The 24,347-nt window shown below is 54.8% G+C and carries 20 protein-coding genes and 1 pseudogene; 6 read left to right on the forward strand and 15 right to left on the reverse strand.

All coding sequences use genetic code 11. The annotated features are described in order from the left end of the window. Positions 1-71 precede the first annotated feature (71 nt). Both mfd and WFO64_RS03770 read right to left on the reverse strand, forming a co-directional pair. Positions 72-3,515, reverse strand: coding sequence for a transcription-repair coupling factor (mfd, locus tag WFO64_RS03765; protein WP_337009047.1), 3,444 nt, complete (start codon positions 3,513-3,515; stop codon positions 72-74). Between the two features lie 228 nt (positions 3,516-3,743). Further along, positions 3,744-3,953: a hypothetical protein gene (locus WFO64_RS03770; protein WP_337009049.1), complete on the reverse strand. Its 210-nt coding sequence runs from the start codon at positions 3,951-3,953 to the stop codon at positions 3,744-3,746. A gap of 247 nt (positions 3,954-4,200) precedes the next feature. Between WFO64_RS03770 and lolC the strand changes: the two genes are divergently transcribed. The 4 genes from lolC to cobB all read left to right on the forward strand — a co-directional run bounded on the left by lolC (position 4,201) and on the right by cobB (position 8,321). Then, entirely contained in the window at positions 4,201-5,400 is a 1,200-nt protein-coding gene (gene lolC / locus WFO64_RS03775) for a lipoprotein-releasing ABC transporter permease subunit LolC (protein ID WP_337009051.1), read from the forward strand. Further along, positions 5,393-6,097 (forward strand): lipoprotein-releasing ABC transporter ATP-binding protein LolD, encoded by a 705-nt coding sequence (lolD, locus tag WFO64_RS03780; RefSeq protein WP_337009053.1) that lies wholly within the window; start codon positions 5,393-5,395, stop codon positions 6,095-6,097. Before lolC ends, lolD begins: the two co-directional genes overlap by 8 nt. After that, positions 6,097-7,341 (forward strand): lipoprotein-releasing ABC transporter permease subunit LolE, encoded by a 1,245-nt coding sequence (gene lolE / locus WFO64_RS03785; RefSeq protein ID WP_337009055.1) that lies wholly within the window; start codon positions 6,097-6,099, stop codon positions 7,339-7,341. Before lolD ends, lolE begins: the two co-directional genes overlap by 1 nt. A 146-nt stretch (positions 7,342-7,487) precedes the next feature. Next, complete coding sequence (gene cobB, locus WFO64_RS03790; RefSeq protein ID WP_337009057.1) at positions 7,488-8,321, forward strand: Sir2 family NAD+-dependent deacetylase; 834 nt, start codon at positions 7,488-7,490, stop codon at positions 8,319-8,321. 187 nt (positions 8,322-8,508) lie between these two features. On the opposite strand, the gene potD is transcribed toward cobB, so the two are convergent. The 4 genes from potD to potA are packed head-to-tail and all read right to left on the reverse strand — an operon-like array spanning position 8,509 to position 12,293. Further along, positions 8,509-9,552, reverse strand: coding sequence for a spermidine/putrescine ABC transporter substrate-binding protein PotD (potD, locus tag WFO64_RS03795; RefSeq protein ID WP_337009058.1), 1,044 nt, complete (start codon positions 9,550-9,552; stop codon positions 8,509-8,511). 11 nt (positions 9,553-9,563) lie between these two features. Next, on the reverse strand, positions 9,564-10,337 hold the full coding sequence (gene potC, locus WFO64_RS03800) for a spermidine/putrescine ABC transporter permease PotC (protein ID WP_337009060.1): 774 nt from the start codon (positions 10,335-10,337) through the stop codon (positions 9,564-9,566). Continuing rightward, positions 10,334-11,185 carry a spermidine/putrescine ABC transporter permease PotB gene (gene potB / locus WFO64_RS03805; protein ID WP_337009502.1) on the reverse strand — a complete coding sequence of 284 codons (852 nt, stop codon included), beginning with the start codon at positions 11,183-11,185 and terminating at the stop codon, positions 10,334-10,336. The genes potC and potB overlap by 4 nt, the downstream gene beginning before the upstream one ends. Continuing rightward, positions 11,178-12,293 carry a spermidine/putrescine ABC transporter ATP-binding protein PotA gene (gene potA / locus WFO64_RS03810; protein ID WP_337009062.1) on the reverse strand — a complete coding sequence of 372 codons (1,116 nt, stop codon included), beginning with the start codon at positions 12,291-12,293 and terminating at the stop codon, positions 11,178-11,180. The genes potB and potA overlap by 8 nt, the downstream gene beginning before the upstream one ends. Positions 12,294-12,606: 313 nt before the next feature. Between potA and pepT the strand changes: the two genes are divergently transcribed. After that, positions 12,607-13,836, forward strand: coding sequence for a peptidase T (gene pepT / locus WFO64_RS03815; RefSeq protein ID WP_337009064.1), 1,230 nt, complete (start codon positions 12,607-12,609; stop codon positions 13,834-13,836). Between the two features lie 83 nt (positions 13,837-13,919). On the opposite strand, the gene WFO64_RS03820 is transcribed toward pepT, so the two are convergent. From WFO64_RS03820 to rluE, 8 genes are all read right to left on the reverse strand, one after another. Next, positions 13,920-15,044, reverse strand: coding sequence for a ribosomal protein uL16 3-hydroxylase (locus tag WFO64_RS03820; RefSeq protein WP_337009066.1), 1,125 nt, complete (start codon positions 15,042-15,044; stop codon positions 13,920-13,922). A gap of 57 nt (positions 15,045-15,101) precedes the next feature. Then, positions 15,102-16,562, reverse strand: coding sequence for a two-component system sensor histidine kinase PhoQ (gene phoQ, locus WFO64_RS03825; protein ID WP_337009068.1), 1,461 nt, complete (start codon positions 16,560-16,562; stop codon positions 15,102-15,104). 2 nt (positions 16,563-16,564) lie between these two features. Further along, positions 16,565-17,233: a two-component system response regulator PhoP gene (gene phoP / locus WFO64_RS03830; RefSeq protein WP_337009070.1), complete on the reverse strand. Its 669-nt coding sequence runs from the start codon at positions 17,231-17,233 to the stop codon at positions 16,565-16,567. A 104-nt stretch (positions 17,234-17,337) separates the two neighbouring features. Further along, a complete protein-coding gene (gene purB, locus WFO64_RS03835; RefSeq protein ID WP_337009072.1) occupies positions 17,338-18,708 on the reverse strand; it encodes an adenylosuccinate lyase in 1,371 nt (456 codons plus the stop codon). A 44-nt stretch (positions 18,709-18,752) separates the two neighbouring features. Beyond that, entirely contained in the window at positions 18,753-19,394 is a 642-nt protein-coding gene (gene hflD, locus WFO64_RS03840) for a high frequency lysogenization protein HflD (protein ID WP_337009074.1), read from the reverse strand. A gap of 57 nt (positions 19,395-19,451) precedes the next feature. After that, entirely contained in the window at positions 19,452-20,564 is a 1,113-nt protein-coding gene (gene mnmA / locus WFO64_RS03845; protein WP_337009076.1) for a tRNA 2-thiouridine(34) synthase MnmA, read from the reverse strand. Positions 20,565-20,606: 42 nt separating this feature from the next. Beyond that, positions 20,607-21,080: an NUDIX hydrolase gene (locus tag WFO64_RS03850; RefSeq protein WP_337009079.1), complete on the reverse strand. Its 474-nt coding sequence runs from the start codon at positions 21,078-21,080 to the stop codon at positions 20,607-20,609. Positions 21,081-21,124: 44 nt separating this feature from the next. Further along, positions 21,125-21,787 carry a 23S rRNA pseudouridine(2457) synthase RluE gene (gene rluE / locus WFO64_RS03855; RefSeq protein ID WP_337009081.1) on the reverse strand — a complete coding sequence of 221 codons (663 nt, stop codon included), beginning with the start codon at positions 21,785-21,787 and terminating at the stop codon, positions 21,125-21,127. Positions 21,788-21,891: 104 nt separating this feature from the next. On the opposite strand from rluE, the gene icd reads away from it, so the two are divergent. Next, positions 21,892-23,142 (forward strand): NADP-dependent isocitrate dehydrogenase, encoded by a 1,251-nt coding sequence (gene icd, locus WFO64_RS03860; protein ID WP_337009083.1) that lies wholly within the window; start codon positions 21,892-21,894, stop codon positions 23,140-23,142. A 107-nt stretch (positions 23,143-23,249) separates the two neighbouring features. Here the strand turns inward: icd and WFO64_RS03865 are convergent. Next, positions 23,250-23,433, reverse strand: a pseudogene (locus WFO64_RS03865) (integrase); the annotation flags it as partial. Between the last annotated feature and the right edge of the window lie 914 nt (positions 23,434-24,347).

Genomic DNA, 24,347 nt, shown 5'->3' on the forward strand with positions numbered 1-24,347 from the left:
ATGCGCCTTTTTTTGCAGATAGCTCTTTGCCCGCGTTTTACCGATCAGATTAGCCACGCGGGGCAGGGGCGCTACGCCTGATGCTCAGCCAGTTGTGACACGAAGCCCTGCACCCAGTCCATCCGTACCTTTCTTTCTGACAACTCACGGGTAAAACGCAGACGAGTCGGCCCATCCAGTTTCCACTGCTGAGGCTCTTTCTGCAGCAGGCTAATCAGCCATGCCGGATCCACCTTATTCTGCGGCGCAAAATCGAAATACCCGCCTTTGTCACTGGCTTCGATCTTGCGCAGACCGACAGTGCGGGCCTTCAGCCGGATAATTGCCACATCCAGCAGGTTTCGCGCCGGATCGGGCAGCAGGCCAAAGCGGTCGATCATCTCAACCTTCAGCTCCTGCAACTCCTCTTCAACCTCCGCACTGGCGATGCGCTTGTAGAGTGAAAGACGGGTGCTGACATCCGGGATAAAGGTCTCTGGCAGCAGAGCTGGCATCCGCAACTCCACCTCAGTCTGGTTGCTGGTGAGATCCTCCAGTGACGGCTCGCGACCCGCTTTCAGCGCATCAACCGCATTCTCCAGCAGCTCCATATAGAGTGTGAAGCCCAGCGTCTCCATCTGTCCGCTCTGCTCATCGCCCAGCAGTTCGCCGGCACCGCGAATCTCCAGGTCATGCGTTGCCAGCGCAAATCCGGCACCCAGATCTTCCAGTGAGGCGATCGCCTCCAGTCGTTTATGGGCATCGGCGGTCATCGCCTTCGGATGCGGCGTGAGCAGCCAGGCATAAGCCTGATGATGCGAACGCCCGACACGACCGCGTAACTGATGAAGCTGTGCCAGACCAAAATGATCGGCGCGCTCAATGATGATGGTATTGGCAGTGGGAATGTCGATGCCGGTTTCGATAATGGTGGTACAGACCAGCACGTTGAAACGCTGATGGTGGAAATCGTTCATTACCCGTTCCAGATCGCGCTCACGCATCTGGCCATGGCCGATCGCCACACGCGCCTCCGGCACCAGTTCGCTGAGACGCTGCGCTGCTTTCTCAATATTCTCAACGTCGTTATAGAGGTAGTAGACCTGTCCGCCACGCAGAATCTCACGCAGTATGGCTTCGCGGATCACCAGATCATCAAATTCACGTACAAAGGTTTTCACCGCTAAACGGCGGGCAGGCGGCGTGGCGATAATGGAGAGATCGCGCATGCCGCTCATGGCCATATTCAGGGTACGCGGGATCGGCGTTGCGGTCAGGGTCAGAATGTCCACATCGGCGCGCATCGCCTTGATACGCTCTTTATGACGCACCCCGAAACGGTGCTCTTCATCAACAATCAGCAGACCGAGATCGTGCCATTTGAGGTCACTCATCAGCAGCTTATGGGTGCCGATTAAAATGTCGATCTTGCCCTCGCTCGCCTGTTCCAGCACTTGCGCCTGCTCTTTGGCAGTACGGAAACGGGAAAGCATCTCAATGCGAACCGGCCAGTTAGCAAAGCGATCGCGGAAGTTATCGTAATGCTGCTGTGCCAGCAGGGTTGTCGGCACCAGCACGGCCACCTGTTTATGGTTCTCAATCGCCAGAAACGCAGCACGCATCGCCACTTCTGTTTTACCGAAGCCTACGTCGCCACACACCAGGCGATCCATCGCTAGCGGCTCGCACATATCACTCAGCACCGCATTGATCGCCTGGGCTTGATCGGGCGTGGTTTCAAACGGAAAACTTTCACAGAACAGCTGATACTGTTCACGGTTGTGCTTAAAAGCAAAGCCGGTTTTGGCGGCGCGCTGGGCATAGATATCGAGCAGTTCAGCCGCTACATCACGCACCTTCTCAGCGGCTTTTTGTCGTGCGCGCGACCAGGCATCGCTGCCCAGTTTGTGCAGTGGCGCATTATCGTCAGCACCACCCGCATAGCGGCTGATCAGATGCAGCGATGAAACCGGCACATAAAGTTTGGCGTCGTTGGCGTAGGAGAGCATCAGATATTCCGCCTCAATGCCGCCCGCTTCCAGCGTGGTGAGGCCGATATAACGACCGACACCGTGCTCCAGATGTACCACCGGCTGTCCGGGATGCAGCTCCGCCAGGTTACGGATCAGAATGTCCGGATTGATGGTGCGGCGGGTATCCTGCCGGCGACGGCTCACGCGTTCGCCCAGCAGATCGCTTTCGCAAATCAGTGCCCGGCCGCCCTGGGTATCAATGAAACCACGTTCGCTGGCACCGATCATCAGGCTGAAACGCTCTTCGCCGGTTTCATCGAAGCGGTGCACCGGCTGAGGACGCAATTTAATCCGTGCCAGCAGCTCCTGCAGACTCTCCCGACGGCCTTCACTTTCCACCGAGAAAACCACCGCACCGCTAAAGGTCTCAATAAACTGACGAAGATGATCGAGCGGTGCTTTCGCCTGCGCCTGTACAGCAAGGTCTGGCAGCGGGGTATAACCGAGATTGGTATTGGCAGCTTTGGTGGGCAGCAGTTCATTGGTCATCTGGATGCGCGGCCAGGCTTTCAGTTCACCCATTAATGCATCGGGACGCAACCACAGGGTGACCGGCTCGAGCAGCGGGCGCATCGGGTCCACACGACGGTTCTCATAACGCGCCTCGGCATCCTGCCAGAAGCGGCTGGCGCTGCCTTCCAGATCGCCGCAGTTCACAATCAGGGTGTTGTCAGGCAGATAGTTGAACAGGCTGGGTAACGGCTGCTCAAAAAAGAGCGGCTGCCAGTATTCGATGCCTGCTGGCAGCGTGCCTTTGCTGACCTGCTGATAGACATGCTCCGACTCACGGCGCACATCAAAAATCTCGCGCCAGCGGCTGCGGAACAGCTCGATGGCGGCTTTGTCACTGGGAAACTCATGCGCAGGCAGCAGATTAATCTCGGGCACCGCCTCCAGTGTACGCTGACTGTCGACGTCGAACAGACGCAGGCTGTCAATCTCATCATCGAAAAAGTCGATACGGTAGGGCTGATCGCTGCCCATTGGGAACAGGTCGAGCAGGGCGCCGCGCGTGGCGTATTCTCCGTGCTCCATCACCTGATCGACATGACGATAACCCGCCTGCTCAAGCTGATCGCGCAACCTGTCGCGTGACAGTTTTTGTGCCTGCTTCATCACCAGCGCATGGCCGTGCAGGAAACTGTGCGGGCAAACGCGCTGCATCAGGGTATTGACCGGCATGATGAGCATACCGCGCTGCATCACCGGTAGCTGATAGAGAGTCGACAGGCGCGCTGAGATAATATCCTGATGCGGCGAAAAGCTGTCATAGGGCAGCGTTTCCCAGTCGGCGAGGTGTGCCACTGGCAGATCGGTAAACTGGCGGATTTCATCCAGCAGACGCAGTGCGGTTTGAGTATCGGGGGTAATCATTAACACCGGACCGGCATGGCGCTCGGTAATGCTGGCACACTCCACCGCATGCGCAGCGCCTATGAGCTGGCCGAGCTGGCGGTGATCGCCGGATTTAACGGGCAGGGTATAACGAGTCTGTTCGGGCATGGGATCTCGGGGTTGCTCCATTTTTCCAGGACGTAATCATTCCATATTATGTCAGGGGGATCACCTTTGCGGCACAATTTTCCTGCCGCGCCGCGCTGAACCGCGGGATCGGTCAGCCATTACCGGGTGTCAGCAGTAATACAGCGGATAAAGAGAGGATAGACGGAGTCTGGCAAGGCATCAGAGAAAACCACCGTCGCCATGCAGCGACGGGGTTAAGCGGGCATGTTATTTTATGGATTGCTGTGTGTAATGCATGCGTGGGCGGTCGATATTTGCCCAGGATAACTCCTGCTCAGGGTGATAGCTGAGGTTACCGTCGTCCCACTTTACGTAGTAGCCGGCTCGTGCATCTCTCTGCTCAAAGACGTTGATGATTTCGCCTCTGATCTCCCCGGATTGATGTTTAACAATGCTGCCTTTGGGAAATTTCAACATGGTCGCTACCTCTATCGCTGTGCGATAAATTCACCCCTTACCGTGTTACTGATTGTAGTCTACTCGCCAGGGCACCGGATAATCAGCCAATAAGCGGCGGCTTTATCGGCTATTCCGCAGCTTTGACGCTGAATGTGACGCATTCTGATGCAACTTTGCTGCCGACTCAGAGGGTTAGAGGTTTCATAAAGCCAGCCGCTCCTTTATCATCCCACTACCTATTTCAGGCAACGGCTTACTGGATTCCATGTATCAACCTGTCGCGCTATTTATCGGTCTGCGTTACATGCGCGGACGAGCATCGGATCGCTTCGGTCGCTTTGTCTCCTGGCTCTCAACGATTGGCATTACGCTCGGCGTGCTGGCGATGGTTACCGTGTTATCGGTGATGAACGGTTTTGAGCGTGAACTCGAAGGCAATATTCTCGGCCTGATGCCGCAGGCGCTGATCACCAGCGACAAAGGCAGCATTAATCCGCAACAGCAACCGGCCTCATCGCTGACTCTGAAGGGGGTCAGCCGCATCGCGCCGCTGACCACTGCCAATGTGGTGTTACAAAGTCCGCACAGCGTCTCGGTTGGCGTGATGCTGGGTATCCAGCCGGATGAGAACGATCCGCTGACGCCTTTCCTGGTGAATACCCAGCAGAGTGTACTGCAGGCTGGGCAGTACAATGTGATCCTCGGCGAACAGCTGGCGTCACAGCTTGGCGTAAAACGTGGCGATCAGCTGCGTCTGATGGTGCCGTCGGTCAGCCAGTTCACCCCGATGGGACGCGTGCCGAGCCAGCGTCTGTTTACTGTGGCGGGCACCTACGCCGCCAACAGCGAAGTCGATGGTTATCAGATTCTGGTTAATCTTCAGGATGCGTCGCGCGTGATGCGCTATCCGGCAGGTAACATGACCGGCTGGCGGCTGTGGCTGGATAAACCGCTGTCGGTTGACAGTCTGAGTCAGCAAACCCTGCCCGCGGGCCTGGTCTGGAAAGACTGGCGTGAGCGCAAAGGCGATCTCTTCCAGGCGGTGCGGATGGAGAAGAACATGATGGGCCTGCTGCTAAGCCTGATCATCGCCGTGGCCGCATTTAACATCATCACCTCATTAGGTCTGCTGATCATGGAGAAGCAGGGCGAAGTCGCGATTCTGCAAACCCAGGGCCTGACGCGACGCCAGATTGTGGCGGTGTTTATGGTGCAGGGCGCCAGCGCCGGAATTATCGGTACGCTGCTCGGCACGCTGCTCGGTGTGTTGCTGGCCAGCCAGCTCAACAACTTAATGCCGGTGATTGGCCTGTTCCTGGAGGGTGCAGCGTTGCCGGTTGATATTAACCTGTGGCAGGTGGTCACCATCGCTCTCAGCGCGATGAGTGTGGCGCTGCTCTCTACGCTCTATCCTTCGTGGCGCGCTGCCGCCGTTCAACCAGCTGAGGCTTTACGTTATGAGTAACACTCCTTTGTTGCAGTGCCGCGACCTGTGCAAACGCTATCAGGAAGGCAGCGTGCAGACCGATGTGCTGCGCAATGTGGCTTTCAGTCTTCAGCCCGGTGAACTGACGGCAATTGTCGGCAGTTCCGGTTCCGGTAAAAGTACGCTGCTGCATCTGCTCGGCGGCCTGGATGCGCCGACGTCGGGCGACGTGGTGTTTGATGGTCAGTCACTGAATGCTATGTCCTCGTCAGCCAAAGCGGAGCTGCGTAATCGCGAGCTGGGCTTTATCTATCAGTTCCACCATCTGTTGCCGGACTTCAGCGCGCTGGAGAACGTGGCGATGCCGCTGCTGATTGGCAAAACCGCTAAAGCAGAAGCGCAGGATCGCGCCCGTGAGATGCTGGCCGCGGTCGGGCTGGACCATCGCGCCGCGCACCGGCCTTCTGAACTGTCAGGCGGCGAACGCCAGCGTGTGGCGATTGCCCGTGCGCTGGTCAACCGTCCACGGCTGGTGATGGCAGATGAGCCAACCGGTAACCTCGATGCGCGCAACGCCGATGCCATTTTTGAATTGCTGGGCGAACTGAATGTCCGTCAGGGCACCGCGTTTTTGGTGGTGACGCACGACTTGACGCTGGCAAAACGGATGACGCGTCAGATGGAGATGCGTGATGGTCAGTTAAGCGATCAGCTCACCATGGCAGGAGTGCTGTAATGGGTTCGTCGTTATCCCTGTTGCTGGGCTTGCGCTTTAGCCGTGGCCGCCGCCGTGGCGGCATGGTCTCACTGATTTCGGTAATCTCCACCATCGGTATCTCGCTGGGCGTGGCGGTGCTGATCATTGGTCTGAGCGCCATGAACGGTTTTGAGCGTGAGCTGAATAACCGCATTCTGGCGGTGGTGCCGCACGGCGAAATTGAGGCGGTTAATCAGCCGTTCCAGCACTGGCAATCAATGATTGCCCCGATTGAAAAGGTGCCGGGCATTGCGGCGGCAGCACCCTATGTCAACTTCACCGGCCTGATTGAGAGCGGCGCCCGGCTGGAAGCGCTGCAGGTTAAGGGCGTTGATCCGGCCCAGGAGCCGCGCCTCAGCGCACTGCCACAGTTTGTGGCTGATAACGCATGGTCCTCTTTTGCCGCCGGTAAGCAGCAGATCATTCTGGGCGGCGGCATTGCTAAATCGCTGAAGGTGAAGCAGGGCGACTGGATCACCATCATGATCCCGAACAACGATGGTGATAACAAACTGCTGCAGCCAAAACGTATCCGGCTGCAGGTCAGCGGGATCCTGCAACTCAGCGGCATGCTCGATCACAGCCTGGCGCTGGTGCCGCTGGCCGATGCGCAGCACTATCTGGAGATGGGTGATAGCGTGTCCGGTATCGCCCTGAAGATGACCGACCCGTTCCAGGCAGTAAAACGGGTGCGGGATGCCGGTGAAGCGACCCGCTCTTACGTCTATATCAAGAGCTGGATTGGTACCTACGGTTACATGTACCGCGACATTCAGATGATCCGCGCCATCATGTATCTGGCAATGGTGCTGGTGATTGGCGTCGCCTGCTTCAATATCGTCTCGACGCTGGTGATGGCAGTGAAGGATAAAAGCAGTGACATTGCAGTGCTTCGCACCCTCGGTGCCAAAGACCGGCTGATCCGCGCCATCTTTATCTGGTACGGTTTGCTGGCGGGGCTGCTGGGCAGCGTCAGTGGGGTGGTCGCTGGCGTGCTGGTGGCGCTGAACCTGACCTCACTGATGCGCGGGCTGGAGTCGATTACCGGCCATCATCTGCTGGCGGGCGATATCTACTTTATCGACTTCCTGCCATCGGAACTGCACTGGATTGATGTGTTCTCAGTTCTGATTACCGCGATTCTGCTGAGTCTGCTGGCGAGCTGGTATCCCGCCAGACGCGCCAGCCGCATTGACCCGGCTCGGGTATTAAGCGGTCAGTAATAATCAGCGGCGCGAGTAATTTTCGCGCCGCATCTGTTTAAGACCTTTGCTGTTGGGTGCTGCCCTCAGCAACCGTTACTCTCGGGTGATGTTAACCCGGAATCTGTTTATAGCGGCTCGCCGCAGCTGCTGCGTCAGGAGATTTTATGCGTACACCACGTCGCCGCATACGACTTGCCCGCCTGAAGAAAACCCGGAGAAAAGTGCATCAGCGCTTTCGCCAGCGCATTTTCGAGCGCGATCGTCAGGCCGAACTGGCCGCCCATCCTCAGCCGCATGTTGTGGTGCTGACCGGCGCGGGCATCTCAGCGGAATCCGGCATCCGGACCTTCCGTGCCGCTGATGGCTTGTGGGAAGAACACCACGTTGAAGATGTTGCGACACCTGAAGGCTTTCAGCGCGATCCCACACTGGTACAGCGCTTTTACAATGCACGCCGCCAGCAGCTCCAGCAGGCAGAGATTCAGCCGAATGCGGCTCATCTGGCCCTGGCAGAGCTGGAGCAGGTGTTAGGCGATAATGTTCTGTTGGTTACGCAAAATATCGACAATCTGCATGAGCGAGCCGGGAATAGCCGGGTACTGCATATGCATGGTGAACTGTTAAAAGTGCGCTGTGTCAACAGCGGTCAGGTGATTGAGTGGACCGGCGATATCACGCCGGACGATCGCTGCACCTGCTGCCAGTTTCCCTCCGCGCTGCGGCCGCACGTGGTTTGGTTTGGTGAGATGCCGCTGGGTATGGAACAGATTTATCAGGCGCTGGAACAGGCCGATTACTTTATCGCTATCGGCACCTCAGGCCATGTCTATCCGGCCGCGGGCTTTGTCCATGAAGCCAAACTGCAGGGCGCGCATACGGTTGAGTTGAATCTGGAGCCGAGTCAGGTGGGCAATGAGTTTGCCGAGCGACATTACGGCCTGGCGAGCGAAGTGGTGCCGGAGTTTGTGCACACTCTGCTGCGCGGACTCTACAAGTAAGCAGGGCGGTTGTTGATGTTGCGTTGGCTCAGGACGCATACACCTTGCGTCAAGACGCAAAAGCCTCATTCCGGCGTGCTCAGAGCAGGCCTTCCATGGCCCGCGATGCTTTCCTGGCATCGACCCCCTCGCTTTGTGTCTGGCAGCCGTCTGCGTAGGGCTTAACCTGCTGTTTCGTTACGATCGCCTAGCGGCCCGCTTTGAGCTGCTGGAACAGGGATTCATACTGACGGCTGGCATCGCCAACATCATCCTGCCATTCACCGTGCTTAATGACCTCAGCGGGTGGATAGAGCGAAGGATCACGGGCGACGGCAGGGGGCAGCAATGCCTTTGCGGCGAGATTCGGCGTAGGGTAACCGATGGTTTCTGCCACTTTTGCTGCCACGTCCGGGCGCAGCAGGAAGTTAATCAGCTTCAGCGCGCCCGCTTTGTTCTTCGCATTGGCCGGGATCGCCAGGTTATCCATCCAGAAAATACCGCCCTCTTCAGGCCAGATGATCGCTAACGGTGTGCCCGCCTGGCGCGCCACCCAGGCCGAGCCATTCCAGAGCATACCGAGATTCACTTCGCCTTCCATGTAGGGATTACCCGGATTGTCAGAGTTGAAGGCGAGCACGTTGGGCATCAGCTTTTTCAGTTCAAGATACGCCGCTTTAATCTGCGCAGGGTCGCGGGTATTGCCCGAGTAGCCCAGTTTGCGCAGCGCCATCTGAAACACTTCGCGCGCATCGTCGGTCAGCAGCAGACTCTGCTTGTATTCCGGTTTCCACAGATCGGCCCAGCGCGTCACGCTTTTCACGTCGATCTCGTCGGTGTTGACGCCAATAGCCGTCGCGCCCCAGATGTAGGGAATCGAGTAGTCGTTGTTGGGATCGAACGGCTTGTTGAGCAGATCAGGATCGAGGTTGCTGAAGTTGCTAAGCTGGTTTTTATCGATCTTCTGCAGCATTCCTTCGGCGCGCATTTTTGCCACGAAGTAGGTCGAAGGTACCACCAGATCGTAAGCGCCATCTTTCCAGGTTTTCAGCTTGGCGTACATGCTCTCATTGGATTCATAGGTCGAATAGATTACTTTGATGCCGGTTTCTTTGGTGAATTGCTCCAGCAGTCCCGGCGGCACATATTCGGTCCAGTTATAGAAGTAGAGCGTGTTGCTGTCGTTTGCCTGCGCCACATTCATATTCAGCAGCAGTGAACCCATCGCCAGCCAGTGAGATCTCTTTTTCATCCTCAATCCTCTTATTTATTTCTATCACGCAGCAACCACTGACTGGCCGCAACCAGCAGCAACGACAGCAGCATTAGAATAGTGGCCAGCGCATTGACTTCCGGTGAGACGCCGACCTTCACCATCGAGTAGATCTTCAGCGGCAAAATTTCAAATGTCGGCCCGGTGACAAACGAAGAGACCACCACATCGTCCATCGACAGGGTAAAGCTCAGTAACCATCCGGCGGCGACAGCGGGCATCGCCAGCGGCAGAATGATTTTGCGCAAAATGGTGATTTCGCTGGCACCCAGATCTTTCGCCGCCTCCAGCATGCGCACATCAAATCCTTTCAGGCGTGAATAGACAGTAATCACCACAAACGGCAGGCAAAAGGTGATGTGTGAGAAGAGGAGCGACCAAAAGCCCAGCGACACACCCAGCAGCATAAACAGCACCAGCAGGGAGATAGCCATCACGATGTCCGGCGACATCATTACCACAAACAGCATGCCACTGACAAAAGGCTTGCCGCGAAAACGGTAGCGATAAAGCGCCACGGCGGTGAGTGCGCCGATCAGCGTGGCGCAACTGGCTGAGAGCATGCCCATAATCAGCGAATGCTGCGCCGCCTGGATCAGGCTGTCATTGTTCAGCAGCAGGCTGTACCACTTCGTCGTGAATCCCTGCCAGTTGATACCAAAGCGGGAGGTGTTAAACGAATTCACGATCAGAATGACAATCGGTATATAGAACCAGGCGTAAATAACCGCCATAAAACTGCCACGTAACAGGCGTGCCATCATCCTAAATCCACCCTGTTATTTAGCAGTCGCGCTGCACGCCAGTAAATCAGCAGTAACAGCCCCATTAACAGCGTCATGACAATGCTGGTCGCGGCACCAAACGGCCAGTCGCGGATATTGAGGAACTGACTTTTGATTACGTTACCAATCAGCAGATTCTTTGCGCCGCCCATCAGATCGGCGACGTAAAACAGACCCATCGCAGGGATTAGCACTAGCAGGCAGCCCGCAATAATGCCCGGCATGGTCAGCGGCACAATAATACGGAAAAAGGTCTGCAGCTTACCGGCACCAAGATCCCGCGCCGCTTCCAGCAGGGGCTTATCCAGCTTCTCCAGGCTTGAGTAGAGCGGCAGTACCATAAATGGCAGCAAAATATAGATCAGACCGAGGATCACCGCTTCCGGGGTATACATAATGCGAAAGGGCTTATCAATCAGCCCCAGCATCAGCAGGAAATCATTCAACCAGCCACGGGTACTCAGGAAAATTTTCAGCCCATAAATGCGGATCAGCGAGTTGGTCCAGAAAGGAACAATCAGCAGAAACAGCATTAGCGGACGCAGGCGCGAGGGAAGCTTTGTCAGGCACCAGGCAAAGGGATAGCCCAGCAGTAAACAGCAAAGCGTGGCAATCAGCGCCATATTCAGCGAGTGCAGCAGCACCTCAGCATAGAGCGGATCGAGCAGGCGGGTATAGTTGCTGACGGTAAACACCGCGCTGACGAAGTGTGTGTCGTCACGCGTCAGAAAACTGGTGACGAAAATCATCAGGTTGGGCAAAAAGACGAACATTGTCAGCCAGCCGACAATCAGCGCGATCACACCTTTCTGAAAACCATTACGCATCAGCTTCATACGGCAGCACGACCTCCCAGCCCGGCACCCAGTTCACCGCCATCTTCTGATTAAGGGAGTGATCAACGTCCGGATCATCTTCATTAAAAAACTCGCTGACCGTGACCAGCTTGCCGTTCTCCAGCTCGACCGTGGACTCCAGCGTCATGCCTTTATAGTTGCGTTCGCGCACATAGCCAATCAGACCATCTGCCACGCTGTCATTATGGATCTCTTCTACCCGCAGATCCTCCGGACGCAGCAGTACATGCAGGCGGTCGCCCGCGCTGACCGGAAACGTGCAGTGGATCTCGCACTCGTGCCCCTCAACCCGGGCACGCACGTCTGGCGCGCGGTTGCTGGCGATCACTTCAGCATCAAAGACATTGATTTCACCGATAAAGCGGGCAACAAAAAGATTCTCTGGCTCTTCGTAGATTTCGCGTGGCGTACCATCCTGCACCACCTTGCCATCACGCATCACCACAATGCGATCGGACATGGTGAGTGCCTCTTCCTGATCGTGGGTGACAAAGACAAAGGTAATGCCGAGCTTGCGCTGCAGCGCTTTTAGCTCGTTCTGCATCTGGCGGCGCAGTTTATAGTCCAGCGCCGAGAGGGACTCATCCAGCAGCAGCACTTTGGGCCGGTTCACCACCGCGCGGGCAATGGCCACACGCTGCTGCTGCCCGCCAGAGAGCTGATGCGGGCGACGATCGGCAAAGCTCTCAAGCTGCACCATCGCCAGCGCATCCTTTACTCTGGCGTCTATCTGCGCCGCCGGGGTTTTTTGCATCCGCAGACCAAATGCAACATTTTCAAACACCGTCATATGCGGAAACAGCGCGTAGCTTTGAAACACGGTATTAACGTGACGCTGTTCGGCCGGGGTATCGGTAATGTCCTGATTATCGAGCGAGATACGGCCGCGATCCGCCGCTTCCAGACCGGCAATCAGGCGCAGAATAGTGGTTTTGCCGCAGCCTGATGGGCCAAGCAGGGTGATGAACTCGCCGTGATGAATAGTCAGGTTAAAATCATCAATGATGCGCATGCCATCGAAAGCTTTACTGATGCCAGAAAGCGTAACCAGCGCCTGCTGTGCGCGTGTTTGCGTCATTTTAGTCTCAGTTTGTCTAATGTCGAACAGGTTACAGCATAGCCGCTTACGGTAGCCAGCCAGCAAAGAGGGGCGGATAATACCTGAAAAATCGGGCATTGCCATGTTTTGCCCGCCAGGCCAGAACAATTTGACCAGTTGTTAACAACATTGCGAGGTTTGCCGCAACAATCGCGCAATCAGGTGTTTTTTTCGGGCTTATTGCTTTCCCAAAGGTCATCGACAGCGCTAACCTGTCTGCTAATGATTTTACGCAACGTTGTGCCCGGCTGGTCTGTGAATAATATCGGACGGCACTTTTAAAGGATGGGATATGGAACAGTTACTTGAGCGCTTTTTGAGTTACGTGGCAGTTGAGACACAGGCTAAGCCGCAGGCGCGCCAGGTGCCCAGCAGTGAAGGACAGTGGACGCTGGCGCGTCAGCTGCAGGAGGAACTGCTGGCACTGGGGTTTGTCGATGTCACCTTAAGCAATCACTGCTGCGTCATGGGTACGCTGCCCGCTAATGTTGACTGGCCGACGCCGGTAATCGGTTTCATCTCCCACATGGATACCTCGCCAGATTTCACGGCGAAACATGTTAATCCGCAGATCATTGAAAATTATCGCGGCGGAGACATTGCGCTGGGTAATGGCAACGAAATTTTGTCGCCAGTGATGTTCCCGGTGCTGCACAAGCTGATTGGCCATACGCTGATTACCACCGATGGCAAAACCTTGCTGGGCGCGGATGATAAAGCGGGGATAGCCGAGATCATGACAGCGATGGCCCACCTGGCAGAGAGCGATAGGCCGCATGGTGCAATCCGCGTTGCCTTTACGCCTGATGAAGAGATTGGTCGTGGTACCTCTCACTTTGATGTGGAAGGATTTGCCGCTGACTGGGCCTACACTGTTGACGGCAGTGATTTAGGTGAATTCGAGTATGAGAACTTCAATGCCGCCTCGGCTACAGTCAAAATCGTCGGTAACAACGTACACCCCGGCTCCGCTAAAGGGGTGATGGTTAATGCGCTGGAGCTGGCAAACCAGTTTCATGCCGCAGTGCCTGCCAGGGAAAAACCGCAGTATACCGACGGCTATCAGGGCTTCTATCATCTGCATCAAGTTAAAGGCAGCGTTGAACACGCTGAAATGCTCTATATCATCCGTGACTTCGAAACGGAGAGTTTTGAGCAGCGCAAACAGAAGCTGCTGCAGATTGCCGCAGAGATCAACAAAACCCTCCACCCTGACTGTTCGATCAACGTCGAGATCACCAACAGCTATCGCAATATGCGTGAAAAGGTGGAGCCGTTCCCGCACATTATTGAACTCGCTTTACAGGCGATGCGTGACTGCGACATTGAACCGGTAGTGAAACCGATTCGCGGCGGTACAGATGGGTCGGCGCTGTCCTGGAAAGGGTTACCTTGCCCGAACATCTTTACCGGTGGCTATAACTATCATGGTAAGCATGAGTTCGCTTCGCTGAATATCATGGCGAAATCGGTGGAAGTGATTGTGCGTCTGTCCGAACTGGCAGCGCACAAGAAGGGATAAAACCCAAAGGCAGAAAAAAGGCTCTCTGGGATAGCGACCAGAGAGCCTGATTCAGTGGCAGCACAGGATCGCGCTGTCGCGGGTTATTCGTCGCCGAAGTACCAGTAACCGGCATTCACCAGACCAGCAATCTGAGCCAGTACGGCCGGGTCATCCAGCGCATCGCCCAGGTCGTCCAGAGTGATGCGATAATGATGCGCCAGTACCGCCATTACATCGGGACGTGAACATTCAACTCGCTCACCGTTGACATAGACTGCATCGCCAATGGTCAATACACGCAGGCCACCCAACCGGCTCAGGGTATCACCCTGTTGCAGCGCATCATAAATTTCATCAGGCTGATAAGGCGGTTCCGGCGGCGCGACATCCAGTTCATGACGTGATTGCGAAATGAATTCGCCAAACCACTGCACGAAATGCTCCGGTTGATTGACCACATCCAGCATCAGCTGACGCACGCCTTCAATCTCCTGCGGCAGAATCTGCGACGGGCAATCACGTGAAGGCACATCCGGATCGCTGAAGCGCAGGCTGCCCAGTTCATTCGCCAGGGTGTAATCAGCAAAGCCGCTGATTAACTCGCGGCCACTGGGGGCGCGGAAACCTACGGAGTAGTTCAGGGCGTTTTCCAGCGAGTAGCCTTCATGTGGGAATCCTGGCGGAATGTAGAGAATATCCCCTGGCTCCAGCTCTTCATCGATAATGGCGTCGAACGGTTCAACCTGCAGCAGATCCGGGTGCGGGCAGTGCTGCTTCAGCGCCACCTTTTCACCAACGCGCCAGCGGCGGCGGCCAGTACCCTGAATAATAAAGACATCATACTGATCAAAATGGGGGCCGACACCGCCGCCCGGCACGGCAAACGACACCATCAGGTCATCGACACGCCAGTCAGGCAGGAAACGGAAAGGGCGCATTAGCGCGGCAGAAGCTTCATGCCAGTGATTGACCGCTTGTACCAGCAGTGACCAGTTGTTCTCCCCCAGATGATCGTAGCTCTCGAACGGACCGTGGCTGACCTGCCATTGACCATCCTGATGGCTGACCAGACGGCTATCCACCTCGTTTTCCATCGCCAGTCCGGCCAGTTCATCCGGTGAAAGAGGATCGACAAAGTCTTTGAAACCACGCTTCAGCACTACCGGGCGTTTCTGCCAGTAACGCTGAATAAAATCGGGCCAGTTAAGATCGAGCTGATAGTCCATAAAAGGGTTCCGCTTAGGGCTGTAAATGCCAGTAAGTATAACAGCCCTGAGGGTTTTCTACTCGCGGCGATGTTCGACTTCCTGGCGTTTAAAAACCACTTCCATGCGTGTTCCGCCAAGTGCGCTGCTGGAGGCGATGACGTTTCCCTCATATTGTTCAAGAATATCGCGCACTACCGCCAGACCTAATCCCTGACCAGGACGCAGGGTATCGACGCGCTGACCCCGGACAAACACCAGATCGCGCTTACTCTCGGGAATACCCGGACCGTCGTCGTCAATATAGAGATGCAGCGCCTTCTCGCTTTGAAAAGCGCTGACTTCGATAAATTCCAGGCAGTACTTGCAGGCGTTATCCAGCACGTTGCCCAGCACTTCCATAAAATCATTCTGATCGCCAACAAAGGTCAGCTCGGGTGAGATATCCAGCGTAATCGCCACGCCTTTACGCTGATAGACTTTATTCAGCGCCGAACAGAGGCTGTCGAGCAGACCGGAGACGGAATGCAGATCGCGCTGCAGCGGATTGTGATCGGCCTGCATACTTGCGCGATGCAAATAGTAACCAACCTGCTGCGAGATACGACTGATCTGCTCCAGCATCACTGGCTCAGCCTGTTCTACCGTCAGCTCTTTGCCGTTACGAAGTGATCGCAGCGTGCTTTGCAACACGGCCAGCGGCGTTTTCAGGCTGTGGGTCAGGTCTGAAAGGGTCGTGCGATAGCGGGTATAGCGCTGCCGCTCGTTGGTCAGCAACAGATTGAGATTGCGCACCAGACTGCGCAGCTCCTGCGGTGGATTATCCGCCAGGTTTTCGCGCTGACTGGTCTCCAGTTCGCGTACCTGCTGTGTCAGCGCGCCAATCGGCCGCAGACTCCAGTGCGCCGCCAGCCACAGCAACGGAATAATCAGTATCAGATTGGCAGCCAGCACATAGCTGAACCACGACCAGACCACATCAGAGTGTTGCAACTCCTGCGGGATAGAGTCGACGACCACAATGGTAAGCGCAGGGAGATTTGTGGTGGCATCGTAACGGTTAACGGCGACCGAGTGGGTAAAGGTATCGTTGCTGTCGGTGTCCCAGTCGTTGAGTTGTCGCTGAGCATTGATGTTATTACCCATCGCCACCATGCTGGTGCGGTTGCTGGTATCAATCTCGTAGAAGTCGGGCTTCAGCAGCCATTCACGGTGGATCTTTTTGCGGATCTCCGGCACATCGCGTTGCTGCCACAGCAGTTTGCCGTGCTCATCATAAATAAACACCAGTGTCGGGAAGTTAAGCGTCATCCTTTCCGGCTGAGCAATGGTGAGTTTATTGTCATGCCATTGCGCCAGAGTGAAGAACAGGTTGCTCTCACCGCGCATCACCCGGTAGGTATTTTTATCAAAACTCATCACATAGCCAATCACCGCGACCATGCCATAAGAAAGTGAGAGAAACAGAACGATCGCTGCGGAGGCCAGCAGAAAGCGGGCGCGCAGCGAAATAGGGCGATACCGTTTAAACCAGGACATGGTCAGAGATCAAAGCGGTAACCCTGACCACGTACGGTGGCGATTACATCAGTGGGGTGCAACGCCAGAATCTTTTTGCGCAGACGGCCCATCAATACGTCGATGGTGTGGCTTTCACGCAGTTCAGCGTCAGGATAGAGCTGCAGCATCAGCGAGTCTTTGCTTACCACTTTACCCGCGTTGAGGATCAGCGTTTCGACAATGGTGTATTCAAAAGCAGTGAGCTTCACCGGCTGTTCATTAACCGTTAGTTCACGGCGAGAGAGATCAACCTGAAAGGGGGCCATATCGATGATTTGTGACGCATGGCCACTGTTACGGCGCATCAGCGCCTGCAGGCGTGCCGCGACTTCTTCAATGTGAAACGGCTTGGTGACATAATCATCAGCACCCGCTTCCAGCGCTTCAACTTTGGCTTGCCAGCCTTCACGGGCGGTTAGCACCAGAATCGGCTGACGGACCGCAACACTGCGCCAGCGGCGAATCAAAGACATGCCATCTTCATCCGGCAGGCCGAGATCCACCAGCGCGATATCGGGCAGATGTTCGCGAAGAAAATAGTCGGCTTCTTTGGCGTCTTCGGCGGCATCGACCTGATGGCCCATGTCACGTAACTGGACGGCGAGATGATGGCGCAGCAGGGCATTGTCTTCAACAACCAGAACACGCATAGAAATTCCTTACACTCTGTTTGAGTCAACCTGCAGAAAGTATACGCGAAATCTATTAAACAAGATGTTAACGCAGACCGGACTGAGCCGGTCTGCGGCGGGCATTATTTCAGATCATCCACCATCTGGATAGCACGACCAATATAGTTTGCCGGGGTCATTTGCTTCAGACGCACTTTTTCCTCTTCCGGCAGCGCCAGGCTGTCAATAAAGGCCTGCATGCCGGCAGCATCCACGCGTTTCCCGCGCGTCAGCTCTTTCAGTTTCTCATAAGGTTTCTCAATGCCGTAACGACGCATCACCGTCTGGATAGGTTCCGCCAGCACTTCCCAGTTGTGATCCAGTTCATCCAGCAGACGATCGCGGTTCACTTCCAGTTTGGAGATGCCTTTCAGCGTCGCCTGATAGGCGATCAGTGCATAACCCACGCCCACGCCAAGGTTACGCAGCACGGTAGAGTCAGTCAGGTCACGCTGCCAGCGTGAGACCGGCAGCTTGCTGGCCAGATGTTGCATTACAGCGTTTGCCAGACCCAGATTGCCTTCGGAGTTTTCGAAATCAATCGGGTTCACCTTGTGTGGCATGGTCGACGAGCCAATCTCGCCCGCAATGGTCTTCTGTTTGAAATGGTTCAGTGCCACATAACCCCAGATATCGCGATCGAAATCGATCAGGATGGTGTTAAAGCGAGCGATGCAGTCGAACATCTCGGCGATATAGTCGTGCGGCTCAATCTGCGTGGTGTAGGGGTTCCAGGTGATCCCCAGCGAGGTGACAAAGGTTTCGCTCAGCTCATGCCAGTCCACTTCGGGATAGGCAGCAATGTGGGCATTGTAGTTACCTACCGCGCCATTGATTTTGCCCAGCACCTCAATCTGTTTCAGCTGGCGTAACTGACGCTCCAGACGGTAAGCGACGTTAGCCATCTCTTTACCCATAGTCGACGGCGTAGCGGGCTGACCGTGGGTGCGGGAGAGCAGCGGAATATCACGGTATTCGCTGGCAAGCGCCTTAACAGCGGTAATCAGCTGCTGCCAGTAAGGCAGGATCACGTCACGACGGGCCGTTTCAAGCATCAGGGCGTGCGATAGGTTATTGATATCTTCAGAGGTGCAGGCGAAGTGGATAAATTCAGAAACGGCGTGCAGGGCAGGGAGATCGGCGACTTTCTCTTTCAGGTAATACTCAACCGCTTTCACATCATGGTTGGTGGTGCGCTCAATGGTTTTGATGCGTGCTGCATCGTCTTCTGAAAAACTGGCGATAATCGCATCAAGGAAAGCGTTTGCGTCGGCATCAAATGCAGGAACTTCCTTGATCTCTGCGGTCGCGGCGAGTTTTTGTAACCAGCGAACTTCAACCTCAACGCGGAATTTCAGCAAACCAAATTCGCTGAAAATCGCACGCAGCGGGCTGACTTTATCGCCGTAACGACCATCGACAGGTGAGACGGCGGTCAGAGAGGATAATTCCATCAGTGCAACTCCTGAATCATTTAGCAGTGTTTTGCCGCACCGACTTAGTAAGTCAGTGGCAGCCGGGATAAGAGGGTTTTCGCTTCACGCAGCAAACGCTGACGCGAGAACATCAGTTGAAGTCGGCCACCACCAACTTGCTGCCACAATACCGCAGCACGGATACCGGCTAACAGGGTGGCGCGCACTTTACTCTGTACCTGGGTATTTTGCAGTACGGCGGGCGAGCCCGTGACCTGAATACGCGGGCCAAGCGGGCTTATCACATCTACATAGATGGCCGCCATCGCGCTGAGAATGGTGTCTGACTCCAGTTCATAATGCGCCAACTGGCGGTCCAGCTGACTGATGCGCTGTGCCAGCGTGGCCATGGCGGATTGACTGGCGCTGAGTTTGCGCTCCAGCACCATCATGCTGAGCGTGTAACGCGTCAGTTCCGCCCCTGCCCCCTGGCGACTGCTGCTGTTCAGCACCGCCATCAGAGTTTCAAGTCCGAGACGCAGGTTAGCTTCATTGTTGCCAAATACCGCCAGCGTGGAGCCAGGGTTGAGATCCAGTATGCTGCGCAGCGACACGGTCAGCGCCTCCGGCTGGCAGTGACCCTGTTGAGCCAGCTGTTGTACCAGATGGGCGGACTGACAGATGCCCGCCAGCGCCAGCGTGATTTCCTGATAATTTTTCGCCACGGTTACTCCTGTTTACGCGACATCAACTTACGTGTTATCAACGCAGGCTGAGCTCGCTTACTCCGCCACTAACGGCAGGCGCTGTTCGATAATACCGCCACCGAGGCAGACATCGCCAAGGTAAAATACCGCAGACTGCCCTGGCGTTACCGCGGCGACGGGCTCGTCGAAACGCACCTCAATCCGATCGTCACCGTGTGGAATAATCTCACAGGGAATATCGGTCTGACGATAGCGGGTTTTCACGGTGCAGCGCAGCGGGGCGGTGACAGGCGTGCGATCAACCCAGTGCAGCTGCTGCGCAATCAGACCAACGGACATCAGGCGTGGATGATCGCCGCCCTGGGCGACAATCAGGCGGTTACGCGCCACATCTTTGTCGACCACATACCAGGGATCATCTTTGCTCTCTTTCAGGCCGCCAATACCCAGACCTTTACGCTGTCCCAGGGTATGGTACATCAGCCCCTGATGTTCACCGACGATCTGGCCTTCAGTGGTTTCAATTTCCCCCGGTTGAGCCGGGAGATAGCGCGCCAGGAAATCGCGGAATTTACGCTCGCCGATAAAGCAGATGCCGGTCGAATCTTTTTTCTTCGCGGTGATAAGGTCCAGCTGTTCGGCAATACGACGCACTTCCGGTTTTTCCAGTTCGCCGACCGGGAACAGGCTTTGGGCAATCTGCTGGTGGCTCAGGGTATAGAGGAAGTAGCTCTGATCTTTGTTGCCATCCAGACCCCGTAGCAGCTGGCTCTGACCTGCAACGTCATGACGACGCACATAGTGACCGGTAGCGATGAAATCTGCGCCAAGATCCTCAGCCGCGAATTCCAGAAACGCTTTGAATTTAATCTCTTTGTTGCAGAGAATATCGGGGTTAGGTGTGCGGCCCGCTTTGTACTCTTCAAGGAAATGCTCAAAGACGTTATCCCAATATTCAGCGGCAAAGTTAACTTTGTGCAGCTTCATACCCAGCTTGTCGCACACTGCTTGCGCATCCGCCAGATCGTCCGCGGCGGTACAATATTCCTCGCCATCGTCCTCCTCCCAGTTCTTCATGAACAGGCCTTCAACCTGGTAACCCTGCTGTTGCAGTAACCAGGCGGAAACGGAAGAATCGACGCCGCCGGACATACCGACGATCACTTTTTTCTGGCTGTTGTCAGACATGACAGGCTCGCATTACGATAAAAAAACAGGCGGCGCATTCTATCATGCAGAAGGCGGGCGCGCACCCTCGTGAAACGGCCACTGGAACGGGCTGACCAGATGTAACGGGTAGCGCGTGCCCTGTTGCCATAAGCGTACGCTTTCCGCGACCAGCGGCGAACGCAGGTTAGAAGCCGTGAGAATCTGCGCGGGCGGCAGCCACCAGCAGCAATCGATGTCGCTGTCATGTGGCTGGGTTGGCGCTTTTTTCGCCAGATCCACACCAAACAAAAAACGCACAAAAGGCGTACTGTCGGGCGCGAGCCACTGGTTTATTGCGATGAAATAGTGCATCGGCGCTGCGATGCCGGTCTCTTCATAGAGTTCGCGCTCTGCGGCTTCCAGCAGCGTTTCATCCGCTTCAAGATGTCCGGCAGGCTGGTTCCAGGTGGCGCGACCGTTGATCGTCTCTTCCACCACCAGCAATTCACCTTCTGCCTGCACCAGACAGGCGACAGTAACATGAGGTTTAAACATCACTTCTCCGCAATTGTTAACCTGAGGTTATAAAAAACCGGTTATCAGAGGGGGCTATCGCTGAGTTCGCGCCACGCACCCGGAGCGAGATCGTCGAGCGAATAACTCCCCATGGCGTACCGAATTAATCGCAATGTGGGAAAGCCAATATGGGCGGTCATCCGGCGTACCTGACGATTACGGCCTTCATACAGCGTGACTTTCAGCCACTGTGTCGGGATATGTTTGCGTTCGCGGATCGGCGGCTGACGTGGCCAGAGCCACTTCGGTTCATCTACTTTTTCAACACCAGCAGGCAGCGTCAGCCCATCTTTCAGATTAACCCCCTCACGCAAAGGCTGCAGATCCTTCTCCTGTGGCTCACCTTCCACCTGCACATAATAGATCTTACCTGTGCGTTTGCCGGGCTGAGTCAACGCGGCTTGCAAGGCGCCATCGTTGGTTAGCACCATCAATCCTTCGCTGTCGCGATCAAGGCGACCTGCGGCATAGACCGCTGTAACGCTGACAAAATCTTTAAGGGTGCGTCGGCCCGCTTCATCGGTGAACTGTGGCAACACGTCGAACGGTTTGTTAAACAAAATCACACGGCGCGGCGCCGCAGGGCGGGCGGGGGTACGCCGCGCATCACGCGTCGGGCGGCTGAATCGTTTATCCTGGTGAATTCGTTGAGTTGTTTTTCGCATGGGCTTTGCAGTCAGAAACATTCGGCGCATTATAACGTGAAATTGCGGTGATTGGCGTGGCGGAAATATTCAAGTAGTATTGACTCGCATCTTACAAATCATTAACAAACGCCCAGGAGAGGTTAATGGAAAGCAAAGTAGTTGTTCCGGCGGAAGGTCAAAAAATCACCCTGAATCAGGGCAAGCTAACAGTGCCAAACAATCCGGTCATTCCTTACATCGAGGGTGACGGTATCGGTGTTGATGTTTCCCCGGTCATGCTAAAAGTGGTCGACGCGGCGGTGAAAAAGGCCTACAACGGCGAGCGCAAGATCTCCTGGATGGAGATTTACACCGGTGAGAAGTCAGTTGAGCTCTACGGTCAGGACGTCTGGCTGCCTCAGGAAACGCTCGACTTAATCAAAGAATATCGCGTTGCCATCAAAGGCCCACTGACCACCCCGGTCGGCGGCGGTATTCGTTCACTGAACGTGGCCCTGCGTCAGGAGCTTGACCTCTACGTCTGCCTGCGTCCGGTACGTTACTACAAAGGCACGCCAAGCCCGGTTAAACGCCCTGAAGAGACCGACATGGTGATCTTCCGTGAAAACTCCGAAGATATCTATGCAGGTATCGAGTGGAAAGCGGGCTCTGCCGAAGCGGATAAAGTGATCAAGTTCCTGCGCGAAGAGATGGGCGTGAAGAAAATTCGCTTCCCTGAGCAGTGCGGTATCGGCGTTAAGCCGTGTTCAGAAGCGGGCACCAAACGTCTGGTGCGCGCGGCAGTGGAATACACCATCACCAACGATCGTGATTCACTGACCCTGGTTCACAAAGGCAACATCATGAAGTTCACCGAAGGCTCTTTCAAAGACTGGGGATACCAGTTAGTGAAAGAAGAGTTCGGTGGCGAACTGATCGACGGCGGCCCGTGGATGAAGTTTAAAAACCCGAACACCGGCAAAGAGATCATTGTTAAAGATGTGATTGCTGATGCATTCCTGCAACAGATCCTGCTGCGTCCGGCAGAATATGACGTTATTGCCTGTATGAACCTGAATGGTGACTACATCTCTGACGCCCTGGCGGCGCAGGTTGGCGGTATTGGTATTGCACCAGGCGCAAACATTGGTGACGAGTGTGCGCTGTTCGAAGCGACCCACGGTACCGCACCGAAGTATGCCGGTCAGGATAAAGTGAACCCAGGTTCAGTCATTCTGTCTGCAGAAATGATGCTGCGTCACCTGGAATGGTTCGAAGCGGCTGACCTGATTGTTAAAGGTGTTGAAGGCGCTATCGCTAACAAGACCGTGACTTACGATTTCGAACGCCTGATGGATGGCGCTAAGCTGCTGAAATGTTCAGAGTTTGGCGACGCGATCATCGAAAATATGTAATCTGAATCACGCAACCTCCAGCCAGCACGAATGTAAAAATCGTGTTGGCTTTTTGTTTCACGCCTTCTTTCCCCAAAATCCCCCCAAAACTGTTTATAAAATCGCCTTCACACAGCGATCACGATCCCGTTTTTGCCGCGATCATCGTTATAGTGATCAAGTCTTATGGCCGAGTAACTTTTGAGTGTCTACACCCTGTTCACGATACAGACGTTCCGATAGTGAACGCTGTTCATGAAAGGTGGGTGCTGCACCTTCAGGCCGTGTCACAGCGCAGTGACTTCTCGCCTTTCCAGAGTAATGGAATGCTATTCGGTTGAGTTAAGTTAAGCTGCACTGATATCAGTGTTATTGATATTTTAATTACTACCGCAGTCAGGCTGCATGTAAATTTCGCTGCACGACTATTTTTGTCGGATTCAAGCCAGGCGACCGCATGATGATTGAATCATTCCTGCTCGGCGAGTCCAGCAAGCCCCTATACTTTGCCTCCAGGTTCCGGGAGAACAGAGGCTGCAAACAGAGAGCCTTCATCTGGTAAAATCATGGAAAACCAATCACGTCGTTGTTTTCAGTCGCGATCCCTACTCAACGACTTTTCTCAATCATATCGGCTACGACGATTGTGGTAATCACTCTCTGCCGCATTTCTTCACGGCTCACATGATTTTCGATAACAGAGCGTCTAACGTCGAAAACAGTATCGTTATCAGCAGTCTCAGCTATTCTTAAATTTATATTTACAGGGTTGACTCTATATATGACAAGAATAAATTTTTCTCATGGTGTCAGATATTACTTTTGGCATTCATAGACACCTGAGCTTAAAGTTTTTAAAGATGGCCGTTTTTTTGCTAATTGCAGTGTCAGAATCTGAATCAGCAAATCACATATCAGCTAACATAGGGCCAAATTACGTTTAAATGGACTGCTGTCATGAAATGTGTGTTTTAACCATCCGTCATTAACTTTCGTGCTGACCCTATGCCGCTTACGCTGCTGATTACTGACAGAGATTTCCAGTAGACGGTTGTGCTGATGATCGCCATTAACCTAATCATATCAAGTGCATTTGCGTCTGTTATGTTTATGCGATGGTGCAGCTACTCAACCGTAATAATCTGGCTGGCAGGTTGTTTTATTGATTGAACGTGGGTGTTATTAGAATAGTAGCGGTGTGGCTGGGTATATAGGCTGACAAGGCA

Source organism: Pantoea sp. AS142 (assembly GCF_037152305.1).
Taxonomy (GTDB): domain Bacteria; phylum Pseudomonadota; class Gammaproteobacteria; order Enterobacterales; family Enterobacteriaceae; genus Pantoea.

Bases quoted from the DNA above. Each gene is read 5' to 3' on its own strand.
- rluE (WP_337009081.1), bottom strand. From the start codon at position 21,787: ATGTTTCTGACTGCAAAGCCCATGCGAAAAACAACTCAACGAATTCAC.
- lolE (WP_337009055.1), top strand. From the start codon at position 6,097: ATGGGTTCGTCGTTATCCCTGTTGCTGGGCTTGCGCTTTAGCCGTGGC.
- mnmA (WP_337009076.1), bottom strand. From the start codon at position 20,564: ATGTCTGACAACAGCCAGAAAAAAGTGATCGTCGGTATGTCCGGCGGC.
- WFO64_RS03850 (WP_337009079.1), bottom strand. From the start codon at position 21,080: ATGTTTAAACCTCATGTTACTGTCGCCTGTCTGGTGCAGGCAGAAGGT.
- pepT (WP_337009064.1), top strand. From the start codon at position 12,607: ATGGAACAGTTACTTGAGCGCTTTTTGAGTTACGTGGCAGTTGAGACA.
- mfd (WP_337009047.1), bottom strand. From the start codon at position 3,515: ATGCCCGAACAGACTCGTTATACCCTGCCCGTTAAATCCGGCGATCAC.
- lolC (WP_337009051.1), top strand. From the start codon at position 4,201: ATGTATCAACCTGTCGCGCTATTTATCGGTCTGCGTTACATGCGCGGA.
- lolD (WP_337009053.1), top strand. From the start codon at position 5,393: ATGAGTAACACTCCTTTGTTGCAGTGCCGCGACCTGTGCAAACGCTAT.
- potB (WP_337009502.1), bottom strand. From the start codon at position 11,185: ATGCGTAATGGTTTTCAGAAAGGTGTGATCGCGCTGATTGTCGGCTGG.
- phoP (WP_337009070.1), bottom strand. From the start codon at position 17,233: ATGCGTGTTCTGGTTGTTGAAGACAATGCCCTGCTGCGCCATCATCTC.
- potC (WP_337009060.1), bottom strand. From the start codon at position 10,337: ATGATGGCACGCCTGTTACGTGGCAGTTTTATGGCGGTTATTTACGCC.
- WFO64_RS03770 (WP_337009049.1), bottom strand. From the start codon at position 3,953: ATGTTGAAATTTCCCAAAGGCAGCATTGTTAAACATCAATCCGGGGAG.
- cobB (WP_337009057.1), top strand. From the start codon at position 7,488: ATGCGTACACCACGTCGCCGCATACGACTTGCCCGCCTGAAGAAAACC.
- potD (WP_337009058.1), bottom strand. From the start codon at position 9,552: ATGAAAAAGAGATCTCACTGGCTGGCGATGGGTTCACTGCTGCTGAAT.
- icd (WP_337009083.1), top strand. From the start codon at position 21,892: ATGGAAAGCAAAGTAGTTGTTCCGGCGGAAGGTCAAAAAATCACCCTG.
- purB (WP_337009072.1), bottom strand. From the start codon at position 18,708: ATGGAATTATCCTCTCTGACCGCCGTCTCACCTGTCGATGGTCGTTAC.
- phoQ (WP_337009068.1), bottom strand. From the start codon at position 16,562: ATGTCCTGGTTTAAACGGTATCGCCCTATTTCGCTGCGCGCCCGCTTT.
- WFO64_RS03820 (WP_337009066.1), bottom strand. From the start codon at position 15,044: ATGGACTATCAGCTCGATCTTAACTGGCCCGATTTTATTCAGCGTTAC.
- potA (WP_337009062.1), bottom strand. From the start codon at position 12,293: ATGACGCAAACACGCGCACAGCAGGCGCTGGTTACGCTTTCTGGCATC.